Below are 12,877 nucleotides of genomic sequence, written 5' to 3' on the forward strand. Positions count from 1 at the left end.
CCGCAAAGGTAAGAAAAAACTGACTAGATAATTAATTTTTGCGTACTTGATAAAAAAATGTCAAAGTCTACAATTGAATATATAAGGAGAAATTCTTTTTATAGAGATATTAATATTGATTTTATTATAGGAGGTTTTACATGAGCAAAACAGTAATTATTGGTGGCGTCGCTGCCGGTGCTGGTACAGCGGCAAGACTTAGAAGATTAAGAGAAGATGAGGAAATCGTCATCTTAGAGCGTGGTGAATACATTTCTTATGCTAACTGTGGTTTACCATATCACGTGGGCGACGTAATTAAGGATAGAGAGAGCTTGCTTGTTACAAAGCTCCCAGTTATGAAGAGTAGATTTAAGGTAGATGTTAGAAATAACAGCGAAGTAATTTCCATAAATAAAGAAGAAAAGAAGCTTCTTGTAAGAGAGGTATCAGGAAAGGAATACGAAGAGTCTTATGACAATCTTGTGCTTGCCACAGGTTCAAGCCCAGTAAGACCTAGAATTCCTGGTATAGATTCAGATAAGATTAAGACAATTTGGACAGTTCCAGATACAGATAAGATTAAGGAATTAGTTAATGCAGACACTACAAAGCGTGCAGTAGTTGTAGGTGGTGGTTTCATTGGTCTTGAGATGGCAGAAAACTTAAGAGAAATCGGTCTTGAGGTAACAATCGTTGAGGCACAGGATCAAGTAATGGCACCACTAGATTATGAGATGGCACTTTTACTTAATAAGGAAATCAGAGCTAATGGAGTCGAACTTGTATTAAATGATGGTGTTTCAGAATTTGTTGATAATGGAGCAGATATTACAACAAAGCTTGCATCAGGTAAGGAGATTAAGTCAGAAATCGTAATCCTTGCCATTGGTACAAGAGCAAATAGTAAGTTAGCCATTGAGGCTGGCCTAGAGGTTAATGATAGAGGTGGAGTTGTAGTAAATGACAATCTTCAGACTTCAGACCCAAGTATTTATGCAGCCGGCGATGTTATCGAGGTTAAGGAATTTGTATTTGGTGAGAAGACTATGGTACCTCTTGCAGGACCAGCTAATAAGCAGGCTAGAATCGTAGCTGATAATATTGCAGGTATTAAGTCAGTTTATAAGGGAACACAAGGTTCTTCAATTGCTAAAATCTTTAACATGGCAGCAGCTTCAACAGGTGTTAATGAAAAGACCTTAAAGAAGCGTGGCCTTGTAAAGGATAAGGATTACAGAAGTATTATTATTACTCAGAATTCACATGCAGGATATTACCCAGATCCAAAGCCAATCTTTATAAAGCTTCTCTTCTCAATGGATGGCAGCAAGATTTTTGGTGCACAGGTAGTTGGTAGTGAAGGTGTTGATAAAAGAATAGATACTCTTGCAGTGGCTATTAGACTTGGCGCAAGCATTGATGACTTAACTAGTCTTGAATTATCTTATGCACCACCATTCTCATCAGCTAAGGATCCTGTAAATATGGCAGGTTATGTAGCAGAGGATGTTCTTAATGGCTTTGTAAAGATTAGTGATTGGGACGTCCTTGAAAAAGATAAGGATGCTGTAATCCTTGACATTAGAGAAAATCCAGAACTTGAAATGTTTAAGTTTGAAGATGCAGTACATATCCCACTTAGTGTACTTAGAAGTCGAATTAATGAACTTGATAAGTCAAAGAGATATATTGTGTTCTGCGCTATTGGTGTAAGAGGCTATAACACAGCAAGATTACTTGCACAGCATGGCTTTGAAAAGGTAGAAGTTTACCCAGCAGGAACAAGATTCTATCTTGCAATTAGATAGGAGATAACCGGGGTTAGTATGGTGGCCAGCCTAGCTTAGAGATAAGCTAGGCTGGCTTTTTAGTGTGTGGGCATAGCAGCCACATATAAACAAAATTCCCACATTCACTATAATCATGCTATACTTAGCCTAATATGAAAGATAAAAAGGAAATTAAGAAATATATGAAAACAAATATAGAAGCAAAAACTTTTGATGAATTAACATCAAAAGAAGTTTATGAAATACTAAAGGCAAGAGCAGAAGTCTTTGTAGTGGAGCAAAATATCGTATATCAAGATATGGATGATATCGATTATGATGCACTTCATGTATTTATGAAGGAAGGAGATAAGGTAATTGCTTATCTTAGAGCCTTTAAGGTAGAGGATAACTTTATTAAGATCGGTCGAGTTCTTACAACAACTCATGCTAGAGGCGATGGAGGAAAGCTCCTAAAAGAAGGACTTGAGCGAATAAAGACACATTTTCATACTAATAAATTAAAGCTTGATGCCCAGACCCATGCCATAAAGTTTTACGAGAAGTTTGGCTTTAAGGTGGTATCTGAGGAATTCTTAGAAGAGGGCATAATGCATGTGAAGATGGAGTATGCCTTGGTAGAATAAACACAAGTTTGTTTGTAATTTGTTAGGAAATTGATAAATAAAAATAAAATTTTCTATAAAATATTTATAAAATCTTTACGATAGAAATGCTATTAAAAGAAAGGTGGAAGTGTTAAAATGGAATTGTACAAAGGTAGACCCGAATGTATATCGAATCGATTAGATAAAGAAATAAGAGTCTATGATTTACTAGATAAATTAGAAATTGGCTATGAAAGAACAGACCATGAGCCAACAGATACAATGGAACTTTGCAATGAAATAGATAAGGTTTTAGAAGTTGTCATTTGTAAGAATTTATTTTTATGCAATCGTCAGAAGACGAATTTTTACTTACTCATGATGCCTGGAGATAAGAAGTTTAAGACCAAGGAACTTTCAAAACAGATAAACTCAGCAAGATTATCCTTTGCTGATGAAGAAGATATGCTTAAATATTTAGACATCACACCAGGCTCCGTTAGCATCATGGGACTTATGAATGATAAGGAAAATGCAGTGCAGCTCCTAGTTGATGAAGATGTGTTAAAGGATGAATATATCGGTTGTCATCCTTGCATTAATACTTCCAGCTTGAAGCTTAAAACTGCCGATGTATTTGAAAAATATTTACCAGCAGTAGGGCATGAGGCAAGAATCGTGCATCTGTTAGGTGAGGATTAGAATAATATAAAGAGATGGAGGTGATTTTATGAAGATTCAGGTGGTAATCGCTGCAATCGCAGCTGCATGTGTAACAGCTTTTTTAGTTATTAAGAAGAAAAAAGCTGCATAAAACATCTCCTAGAAATAGAGGAATGTTAAACGATGATTTTTGATAAATTGAAAAAATTGGACATCGTGATGACAGTAGCGTGGATACTAGCAATAGTGTCTGCGCTTCTTGTGCGTCCAGATGGAAAATACATAGATTATATAGATTTTAGATCCCTAGGAATTTTGTGGGGATTGATGATAATAATTCAAGGCTTTAAGAAAAACAATCTCTTTGACATGCTAGCAAATAAGCTAATTAGCAAGTTTAGTAAAGCTTGGCAGTTAATGGCAATCCTAGTATTTATCTGCTTTTTCTTAAGCATGTTTATAACTAATGATGTGGCCCTAATTACTTTCGTACCTATTGCAATCATGATTTTAAGAAGGGCGAATTTGGAAAATGTAATGATACCCATAATCGTTCTCCAAACCATAGCAGCCAATCTAGGTAGCATGTTAACACCTATTGGCAACCCGCAGAATCTCTATATGTACGGGCTTACAGGCCTTAGTTTAATAGATTTTTGTAAAATTATGCTGCCCTATAGCGTTATGTCTTTTATCCTTTTAGTTATTGCTATATTTTTTGTAAATAAGAGACATTATAGTCTGTATAAGTTAGAAAAGTCTGTGGATAAAAATCCTGATTTAGAAAAGTCTGTGGATAAAAATTCTAATTTAGAAGAGACTGCAAAAAAAGAAGAAATCAAGACAGCAAATGCTCTAAAAATAGGAGAAGTTCTAGCCTTTAGTCTTCTTTTTATTATCGCATTGCTTACCGTAGGCCGATTAATTCCCTACTACATCTTTGTGGGAATCGTGCTAGTAGCGGGTTTAGTGCTTGATAGAAAGTTAATTGCCAAGGCAGATTATATCTTACTTTTAACCTTCATAGGATTTTTCATTTTCACTGGTAACATGGGCAGAATTCCCTTTATAAAGGACTTCTTAGAAAATGTAATGGCAAATAGCGAGTTCATCATCTCCCTAATCACAAGCCAGTTTATAAGTAATGTGCCTGCAACCCTGATGTTGTCTGGCTTTACAGCAAACTATAAGGAATTAATTATTGGTGTAAATGTTGGTGGGCTTGGAACTTTAATTGCTTCCATGGCAAGCCTCATTTCCTATAAGGCCTACACCAAGGAATATAAGGAAAACACTGGAAAATACATAAAAACCTTCACAGTTTACAACCTACTTTTCCTAGTAGTTTTAATTGCAACCTGGTTAGTCTTAAGATAATAATTTAAGATGCGTATTAAAAAAGAAAATAGAAAGAAAGTTAGAAAGAAAGGCAGGCCCGAATTGATTTGGGACTGCCTTTCTTTCTATCACATGTCATCACATCAAAGAATCGCATATTTTCTCAATTTCCTCAGAAAATATGCTTTTCTTTTGCCAAATAAAAGTAAAATCATGTTTCATCTTAAAGTCTGAAAGCTTGATTTCTTCTAGCTTGCCAGACTTTAGCTCCCCTTCAACTGCCGCCTTATAAAGAAAGGAAATTCCTGCATCAAGGTTAAGTAGCTGTATTATAGAGTGCATATTTTCAACTTGAAGAAAATGTTTAAAGTCCGCGATTTTAAAGTTTTCTAGGCTAAGGCTTCGCTCTAGGATATTTCTAGTACCAGAGCCAGGTTCACGAATAATTAGGCGTTCCCTAAATAGGTCAGAAATCTTTGTTACCTTAGTTGAAAACTTGTGTTTCTTTGAGGCCACAGGAATAAAGTCCACAGTTTTATAGACCTTATAATCATATTTATCCTTTGGAAAGTAGCCCTCAATCAAGGCAAAATCAATCTTTCCATCATCTAGATTTTTTAGTAGCTCCTCAGTATTTGCAAAATGTATCTTAAAATTTGCTTCAGGATTTTCCTTTAGATAGTCGCTAATAGGCCTAGCTATGGCATATTCACCAATAGTCATAGTAACGCCAAAGGAAATATCTCTTGTAAAAAATGGACCTTTTGAATTGAAATCAGAAGAAATAGTTTTCATAAGTTTTTCTTCATCGTTTTTTAATTGTCGCATTTTTTCAAAAAGTAATTCACCAGCTTCTGTTAAGATAAGCTTCTTACCTTCTTGTCTAAATAAACCAACACCGTAGGAACTCTCTAAAAACTTGATATGTTGTGACACCGCAGGTTGAGTGATATTAAGCTCCTTTGCTGCATGGGTGTAATTCATATATTTGCAAACGGTCAAAAAAGTTGTAACTCTAAAATCTAACATAAGCCCTCCTATGTTTGTGAAATCTATTATTAATTAGGTTCTACAATTAATTGCATGCTCCATTAATCATAAGAAATTCTTATGGTTATATTATAATATATAATTTTATTTTTGCCATTAACTCTAATATAATCTTTTAAGAAGAAAGGCAGATACAAGCTTTCTTAAGTTATAAAGCGTAAAGCGTAAAGCTAAAAAGGAGGAAATTATGAAAATAAAAGATAAATTGTTAGGCTTTTTAATTTGCCTAGTAATTTCAATTCCATCGTGGTTTTTAGGAAAAGAATTTCCAATCATTGGTGGAGCAGTAATAGCAATTTTAATCGGCATGGTAATTGCCTTATTCTGGGACAACAAGGGAACAAAGGCACAGGAAGGTATTAAATTCACATCTAAATACATCCTTCAATTAGCCGTTGTTTTACTAGGTTTCGGCATGGATTTAGGAGTGGTAGTTAAGACAGGAAAGCAGTCTTTTCCAATAATTATCTGCACAATTTCCACATCTCTACTTATCGCCTTCATATTACACAAGGCCCTAAAGGTTAAGGGAAACACAGCAACTCTTGTAGGTGTTGGTTCATCAATTTGTGGGGGTTCTGCCATTGCAGCAACAGCGCCAGTTGTAGATGCTAAGGAAGAGGAAGTGGCACAGGCAATTTCAGTTATATTCTTCTTTAACGTCCTCGCAGCTCTATTTTTTCCAACACTAGGTAAACTAATCGGCTTTGACACAGGTTCTGGCGAGGCTTTTGGTATCTTTGCGGGAACTGCTGTAAATGATACAAGTTCCGTTACAGCCACAGCCTCAACTTGGGATAGCATGTGGAATCTTGGCAGCCAAACACTAGATAAGGCAGTAACTGTCAAGCTTACAAGAACCCTCATGATCATTCCAATCACCCTCGTGTTATCAATAATTAGAGCCAAGAAGGCAAAGAAAAACAGCGAGCAGACTAATGGTTTTAGCCTAAAAAGAGCCTTCCCAATGTTTATTTTATACTTTGTGTTAGCCTCAATTATTACAACTCTTGCCATTCATTTTGGGGTTTCTGCAAATGTATTCGCACCCCTTAAGGACTTAAGCAAGTTCTGCATCATCATGGCCATGGCAGCAATCGGCTTAAATAGTAACGTAGTGAAGCTAGTTAAAACTGGTGGCAAACCTTTAATTATTGGTGCAAGCTGTTGGATAGGTATTACAGCCGTGAGCTTATTATTACAAAATTTACTTGGACTTATTTAAATTATGATTTTCATAAAAAATTGTCGATACATTTTCAAAAAAATCTATACAAAATTTAATAAGTTAACTAGCCCTCATTGCAGCAAATGCAGCATTTGAGGGCTTTTTAAATTGCACCTAAAATTCCTACAATTTGACCATTTTCCTAATCAATGCTAAAATATATACAAATAGACATGTTTGTTTACAACTAAAGATAGGAGATTTTGTATGAAGACATTAGGCAAAAGTATGAAGATTGCGTTGGCTTATGTCGGCGTAATCGTTGGAGCTGGTTTATCATCAGGTCAGGATTTAATGCAATACTTTGTTTGCTTTGGCAAGCGAGGTTTAATCGGTATATTGATACTTGTGGCTTTAAACATTATTTTCGGTAGAATTATTATAGCCCTGGGCTGTTACTACGATTCTAATAGTCATCAAGATGTTCTTGAGCAAGTTGCTCATCCAATTATTAATAAAATAATCGACCTTACACTAATTGTGTCGGGTTTTATAATTTTCTTTGTTATGATTGCAGGAGCGGGAGCTAACTTGCAGCAGCAGTTTAATTTGCCATCGGCAATCGGCGCCCTTATTTGTGCGCTACTCGTAATTGTGGTTTCATTTTTGGATTTTGATAAGATTACAGCGGTGTTGGGAATTTTCACACCGATTATTATATTATTAATTATTGCAATAACCGCTTACACATTTATTGGCAAAAGCTACGATTTTGATAGTTTGTCAAATGTGGCAGAAACCGTAGCATCACCAATGCCAAACGTGTATTTTTCAGCCGTTAATTATTACGCCCTTTGTGCTATTACAGGTGTTTCCATGGCTTTTGTTTTAGGCGGTTCTTTAGTTAGAATCGGTGTAGCAGAGAAAGGCGGAGCCATTGGTGGAGCCTTGATTGGACTTATCGTTTTATGTGCTTATGGCGTTTTATTTGCAAATGTAGACCTTGTTAAAAGTTCAGACATTCCAATGCTTACTATCGTAGCCCAGATTAATCCAGTGCTTGCCCAGATTTACACCTTTATAATCTTTGCATTGATTTTCAATACAGCTTTTAGTTTAAGTTATGCCCTTGCTAAGCGATTTGCAGGGGATGACATAAAGAAACTAAGAAAGATATTAATCCTAGTAGTTATTGCAGGTTATATTTGCAGTTTTGCGGGCTTTAAAAAATTGATCTCAATTATGTACCCAATTCTTGGATATATTGGCCTACTTCTTCTTTTAGTCTTACTTGTGGCATGGATTCGCGAAAAGCAGAATATCATGAAAGAAAAGAGACTTAGAAGAAAGATGATTAAGCTTGAAGCTAAAAAATATGACGACGATCAGGAATATACAGCTAAGGATAAGAAATTATTTAAGAAGTTAGCAGAAGAGTCCATTATTGATAATGCAGATATTAAGAAAGAAGTTAGAGAAGTGGTTAAAGAAGAACTAGCAGACACTAGTAGCGAGGAGACTAGCCAAAGCGGCAGCAGTAGCCCTGAGGGAGGCAACAGCACATCCGAGACTAGCCAAAGTGAGGGCAGCATAGCAGAGTCTAGTCAATAAGTAGGAACTTTGACAAGTCCCGACAATAAATAAAAATATAATAAGTTATAATTCTTCGTAAAAAAGAACTAGGCAAGTATGAAAGGAAATCCAATCATCTTGCCTAGTTTTTTTATATGGAATGTGTTTTGTAAGTAAAGCATATTCCTAATTAGCAAGTTTAGCTTGTGTGGAACTTGCCAACAGAAGTCTTTAAGTTATCTGAGTAAGAAGAAAGTTCGCTTGAAGATGCGGCACATTCTTCAGATACGGCTGAGTTACCATTTACAACATCAAAGATTGAAGTTGAAAGCTTGTCGATTTCTACCATTAATTCATATTGAGCTTTGCTTTGTTCATTAAGCTTATTAATGATTTTATCTACGCTTTCAGTGTTTGATGTGATGTCATTAAGAGAATCAGCGGCATCATTAACAATGTTTGTACCCTTTGCAATACTTGCAAGTGCTGTTTCAATAAGCTGTGCAATTGATTCTGTAGATTGACTTGTTTCATCTGCGAGCTTTCTTACATTTTCAGCAACAATGGCAAAGCCCTTACCGGCCTCACCGGCTCTAGCGGCTTCAATGCTGGCGTTAAGGGAGAGAAGACTAGTTTCATCTGTAATCTCGTTAAGAGACTTGATAATGTTTCTAATTTCCTCAGAAGCTGTGCTAATGTCAGCCATGGCGCGAACCGCTCTATCCATCTGCTCACGAGTTTTTTCAACGCTATTTGAAGTTAAACCACTAGAATTTCTAACATCGTCAACATAATCGTCAACCTTCTTATTTTCCTTTAAGGTAATCTGAATCTTCTTTCTTAAATCCTGTAGGCTGTCGGCCTGGCTAACGGCGCCCTCTGCAAGGGCCTGAGAAATCTTTGAAACCTCTACAGCAGAAGCTGCCACGTGGTCGGCTAAGGAATCCATGCTCTTAAACTCAGTAGAAAGCGAGTCTCTAATGTGGCTGATGTTGTTTTGAATAGGAATGTAGTCACCCATGTAGGTCATACCGCTTTCCGTAACTAAGTCGCCATCCGCCATAAGATTTAAGTTTTCTTCAATATCCTTTATATATGCTAAAATGTTGTCGCTCATGCTATTTAGCTGATCATATAATCTACCAATCTCGTCTTCTCTGTCATAGCTGATTTCCTCTGAAAGGTGGCCAGTTGCAAGAGAATCAAGATTTGTCTCAAGATTAGCAAGAGGCTCAACCACTCTTATATCAAAGAGTTTCTTAATATTTCTAAAGATTAAGAAGGCCACAATAAAGAAAGCGATTAAAACAAAATACATAAAGTAGGCAATTACATTAACCACCGATTGTGCATCGCTAACCATTTGATTAGTCATTTTGAAAAATGTTTCGCTATCTGCAATTAATGCACTAGAATCCCCAGTTGACTTATAGCTAGCAATATCTGTTTTAATTGTGCCATTCCAATAGTCGTCAACATCGTTTCGGCTAGAAACGAAATTTCCTACATGCATTGCATTTTTAATATTAGTAAGATTCGTATCTACTACGGAAACTCCTGCGGATTCATCGGAACCTGCAAGAACGAGTTTAACAACTCTTTGGCTACCCCCTCGAACAATACCACCGTTATTAACAACAGATGTGTATCTTGTGAAAAGATATAGTGCGCAAGCTATAAATAAAAGGAACACCGCAACTAAAATCGAAAGGTTACGGATAGTGCTTTTAATTAAATAACTTATGGTCTGCTTGTTTTCTGTACCATTTTCATTACCCATATGTTTTCTCCTTTATTAAATTATTACGTTCAAAAACTATAATAATAGTATAATATATTTTTGCTAGAATAGGAATATAAAACAGATAAAAGTTTACTTCGTTAAAAATATATCAATGCTATATGTCTTATAAATACAAAAAAGATTGAAGTTATTTTTTAAAAGGACTATAATTAAAAGCAGTAGAAAACCTTGAAGGTGGCTTTTCATAAGCCATAATTTACATCCACCTTTATAGACTTATGAGACTTATCTTGAGATTGACTACATAAAAAAAGCATCTAAGGGGGTATTTTATATGATAAGCTTTTTTATTTGTCTATTTATCTTAATTGCCGGTTATTTCACTTACGGTAAATTTGTGGAAAGCACATTTGGACCAGATGATCGTGAAACTCCAGCAATCGCTTTAAACGATGGCGTTGACTATGTTGTCATGCCTCTCTGGAAACTGTTCTTAGTACAGCTTCTAAATATAGCAGGACTTGGTCCTATCTTTGGTGCCTTAACTGGTGCTGAATGGGGTCCTGTAGTATTTCTTTGGATTACATTCGGTACAATCTTTGCCGGTGGTGTCCATGATTACTTCTCAGGAATGTTATCAGAACGTAACAGAGGTGCTTCTATTGCAGAAGTTACCGGTATTTACCTTGGTAAGACTATGAAAAATATAATGAGAGTATTCTCAGTTGTCTTACTAGTCATGGTTGGTACAGTATTTGCAGTTGGTCCTGCAGGTTTAATTGTTGTACTATTCAAGAATAATGGAGTTTCTGGAATTCTTACAAGTGCACCTTTCTGGCTTGCAATTATTCTTATCTATTATTTCATTGCAACATTTATTTCAATTGATAAGATTATTGGTCGTATTTATCCTGTATTTGGTATTTGCCTTATTATCATGGCAGTCGGTGTTATCATCGGTACATTTGCAGGTGGATATCAGGTACCAGAAATTTGGTCACACTTTAGAAATATGCATCCATCAGGTACACCAATCTGGGCATTTATGTTCATTACAGTAGCTTGTGGTGCTATTTCAGGTTTCCATTCAACTCAGTCTCCTCTTATGGCTCGTTGCTTAAAGAGTGAGAAGCAAGGTAGATTCGTATTCTACGGCGCAATGGTTGCTGAAGGTGTTATTGCCTTAGTTTGGGCAGCAGCAGGTTGTGCAATTTACGGCAGCGAAGGCCTTGTAGCAGCAGGCGGTGGAAACTCAACAACAGTTTATGAAATTTGTGCAAAGACAATGGGTTCAGTAGGTATTATTTTAGCTATGCTTGGTGTTGTAGCTTGCCCTATTACATCTGGTGATACAGCTTTCCGTTCTGCTCGTCTTACACTTGCAGATTGGTTCCATATCGACCAGAACAAGGTTAAGAATCGTTTCTTCCTTTGCCTTCCACTTCTTGGTGTAGGTGCAATCCTTGGATTTGGTAACACATTTGGATTTATTGATTACACAATTATTTGGAGATACTTCAGCTGGACAAACCAGACACTTGCTATGATCGTCCTTTGGTCAGCATCTATGTATCTATTTATGAATAAGAAAAATTACTGGATTACAGTAGTTCCTGCAACATTTATGAGTGCAGTATCTATTACATATTTTGTAATGGCTCCAGAATGCTTAGGTTTAATCCCTGCCTTAAAGAACAACACATTAGTTGCTTATCCAGCAGGTATCATTGTTGCTATCCTCTTCTTAGGATTATTTATTGCAGCAACAAAGAGAAGAACAAAAGCAGAACAGAACTAGTAAAGGAGTGGGCTTATGATATTTACACCAAAAGCTCTAGGCTCTTCTAATTTATCAGCAGAGGAGTTAAAAGAGGATAAGAAAAATCTAATCAAATACGGTCCTTGTGGACTAGGAAAGAAGGCTATATATCTTAACAGCTTCTATCTAGATAGGGTTTATTATGCAGATATGGCAAATGTATCTAGAGTTTATAAGAGAGTTGCAATGAGCAAAGGTGGATTCACAGGAAAGGGCTTATTTGGCTCAATTCCGTATCTTGTTGTAGAATTCAAAAATGGAACTAAAAAGGTATGCAATTTTAAATATGAAGAGCATGTTGATTTAATGCTTGATGCCATAAGCAAGGCTTATCCGAAAATGCCAACACATTCCGTTGAGGCAGAAAAGAGACTAAGAAAAGCTGAGGAAAAGGAACGTGCGCGTTATGTAAAAAATTTATCTAAGGAAGCCATAACTACAATTGACACCTTAGATAAGGCTAAGCTTGAACTAGAAAAGGATAGGGAATTAAGCACAAGATTAGCTTACGATGCTAAGCAAAAAAGAACTCTTGATTCTATAAATCCTACTTACAGGATTTTAGCCATAGCAGTATTCCTTGCAGCTGCAATCTGTGCAGCCTTCGGACTTCATCTTGTAATGACTGCTGGAATTAAAACTGGAGGAGTCTATGTGCTTTTGGGTTTTGCATTTATTTTCTTTACAATATCAGCCCATGTCCTACCTACGGGTACAAACAACAAGCGATATGGCGACAATTGTTACCGCAACACACTCTCTGAGATGGAAGCTAAGCTTGAGAAAATAAGCGACTTCCCACTACCTGCAATCTACGCCCACCCAATTGTTTGCGAGCGTATGATTCGAGTAATCAGAGAAGGCCGAACATCTACAATAGACGGAGCCATGGAGCTGGTTAAAAAGGATTTAAAAGCCTTAAATCCAAGCGTTACTGTAACACAAAAAGAGTACGACGAAGTCGTAGTCGTAAAGCCACTTTTTACAGTAGCGGATTATGTATAAAATAGACAATGAATGATTAGAGCGCCTGTCGGGAGACCGACAGGCGTTTTTTTGTGTTTTTTGCGGGTTTATATGTGACTTTTTTCAGAAGATTAGTGGGAAAAGTCAAAACTTGCTAAATCGGGATGAGATAACCTAGGAAGTTTGTGCCTATCCGAG

General features: G+C 36.4%; 10 protein-coding genes. 8 read left to right on the plus strand and 2 right to left on the minus strand.

Going from position 1 to position 12,877, the window contains the following annotated elements:
* The first annotated feature begins 140 nt into the window (after nt 1–140).
* The 4 genes from BLQ66_RS01695 to BLQ66_RS01710 all read left to right on the plus strand — a co-directional run bounded on the left by BLQ66_RS01695 (nt 141) and on the right by BLQ66_RS01710 (nt 4,399).
* Complete coding sequence (locus BLQ66_RS01695) at nt 141–1,790, plus strand: FAD-dependent oxidoreductase (protein WP_074520634.1); 1,650 nt, start codon at nt 141–143, stop codon at nt 1,788–1,790.
* A 164-nt stretch (nt 1,791–1,954) separates the two neighbouring features.
* Nucleotides 1,955–2,398, plus strand: a complete 444-nt coding sequence (locus BLQ66_RS01700) for a GNAT family N-acetyltransferase (RefSeq protein WP_074520635.1) — start codon at nt 1,955–1,957, stop codon at nt 2,396–2,398.
* Between the two features lie 117 nt (nt 2,399–2,515).
* Entirely contained in the window at nt 2,516–3,061 is a 546-nt protein-coding gene (locus BLQ66_RS01705) for a prolyl-tRNA synthetase associated domain-containing protein (protein WP_074520636.1), read from the plus strand.
* A gap of 144 nt (nt 3,062–3,205) precedes the next feature.
* Nucleotides 3,206–4,399, plus strand: a complete 1,194-nt coding sequence (locus BLQ66_RS01710; protein ID WP_074520637.1) for an SLC13 family permease — start codon at nt 3,206–3,208, stop codon at nt 4,397–4,399.
* 99 nt (nt 4,400–4,498) lie between these two features.
* Here BLQ66_RS01710 and BLQ66_RS01715 read toward each other — a convergent pair whose 3' ends face one another.
* Nucleotides 4,499–5,389: a LysR family transcriptional regulator gene (locus BLQ66_RS01715; protein WP_074520638.1), complete on the minus strand. Its 891-nt coding sequence runs from the start codon at nt 5,387–5,389 to the stop codon at nt 4,499–4,501.
* Nucleotides 5,390–5,597: 208 nt separating this feature from the next.
* Between BLQ66_RS01715 and BLQ66_RS01720 the strand changes: the two genes are divergently transcribed.
* Together BLQ66_RS01720 and BLQ66_RS01725 are read left to right on the plus strand one after the other, a co-directional pair.
* Nucleotides 5,598–6,635, plus strand: coding sequence for a YeiH family protein (locus tag BLQ66_RS01720; protein ID WP_074520639.1), 1,038 nt, complete (start codon nt 5,598–5,600; stop codon nt 6,633–6,635).
* 210 nt (nt 6,636–6,845) lie between these two features.
* Complete coding sequence (locus tag BLQ66_RS01725; protein WP_074520640.1) at nt 6,846–8,189, plus strand: YkvI family membrane protein; 1,344 nt, start codon at nt 6,846–6,848, stop codon at nt 8,187–8,189.
* 160 nt (nt 8,190–8,349) lie between these two features.
* Here BLQ66_RS01725 and BLQ66_RS01730 read toward each other — a convergent pair whose 3' ends face one another.
* Complete coding sequence (locus BLQ66_RS01730) at nt 8,350–9,930, minus strand: methyl-accepting chemotaxis protein (RefSeq protein ID WP_074520641.1); 1,581 nt, start codon at nt 9,928–9,930, stop codon at nt 8,350–8,352.
* Between the two features lie 298 nt (nt 9,931–10,228).
* Between BLQ66_RS01730 and BLQ66_RS01735 the strand changes: the two genes are divergently transcribed.
* Together BLQ66_RS01735 and BLQ66_RS01740 are read left to right on the plus strand one after the other, a co-directional pair.
* The gene (locus tag BLQ66_RS01735) at nt 10,229–11,692 is read left to right on the plus strand and encodes a carbon starvation CstA family protein (RefSeq protein WP_074520642.1); all 1,464 of its coding nucleotides are present in this window, start codon (nt 10,229–10,231) and stop codon (nt 11,690–11,692) included.
* A 15-nt stretch (nt 11,693–11,707) separates the two neighbouring features.
* Nucleotides 11,708–12,718 carry a hypothetical protein gene (locus BLQ66_RS01740; RefSeq protein ID WP_074520643.1) on the plus strand — a complete coding sequence of 337 codons (1,011 nt, stop codon included), beginning with the start codon at nt 11,708–11,710 and terminating at the stop codon, nt 12,716–12,718.
* Nucleotides 12,719–12,877: the final 159 nt, after the last annotated feature.

This window comes from Lachnospira pectinoschiza, assembly GCF_900103815.1.
Lineage (GTDB): Bacteria > Bacillota > Clostridia > Lachnospirales > Lachnospiraceae > Lachnospira > Lachnospira pectinoschiza_B.

What these genes read in the sequence shown, in the direction of transcription:
- BLQ66_RS01695 (WP_074520634.1), top strand. Translation starts at nt 141, where the DNA reads ATGAGCAAAACAGTAATTATTGGTGGCGTCGCTGCCGGTGCTGGTACA.
- BLQ66_RS01700 (WP_074520635.1), top strand. Translation starts at nt 1,955, where the DNA reads ATGAAAACAAATATAGAAGCAAAAACTTTTGATGAATTAACATCAAAA.
- BLQ66_RS01705 (WP_074520636.1), top strand. Translation starts at nt 2,516, where the DNA reads ATGGAATTGTACAAAGGTAGACCCGAATGTATATCGAATCGATTAGAT.
- BLQ66_RS01710 (WP_074520637.1), top strand. Translation starts at nt 3,206, where the DNA reads ATGATTTTTGATAAATTGAAAAAATTGGACATCGTGATGACAGTAGCG.
- BLQ66_RS01715 (WP_074520638.1), bottom strand. Translation starts at nt 5,389, where the DNA reads ATGTTAGATTTTAGAGTTACAACTTTTTTGACCGTTTGCAAATATATG.
- BLQ66_RS01720 (WP_074520639.1), top strand. Translation starts at nt 5,598, where the DNA reads ATGAAAATAAAAGATAAATTGTTAGGCTTTTTAATTTGCCTAGTAATT.
- BLQ66_RS01725 (WP_074520640.1), top strand. Translation starts at nt 6,846, where the DNA reads ATGAAGACATTAGGCAAAAGTATGAAGATTGCGTTGGCTTATGTCGGC.
- BLQ66_RS01730 (WP_074520641.1), bottom strand. Translation starts at nt 9,930, where the DNA reads ATGGGTAATGAAAATGGTACAGAAAACAAGCAGACCATAAGTTATTTA.
- BLQ66_RS01735 (WP_074520642.1), top strand. Translation starts at nt 10,229, where the DNA reads ATGATAAGCTTTTTTATTTGTCTATTTATCTTAATTGCCGGTTATTTC.
- BLQ66_RS01740 (WP_074520643.1), top strand. Translation starts at nt 11,708, where the DNA reads ATGATATTTACACCAAAAGCTCTAGGCTCTTCTAATTTATCAGCAGAG.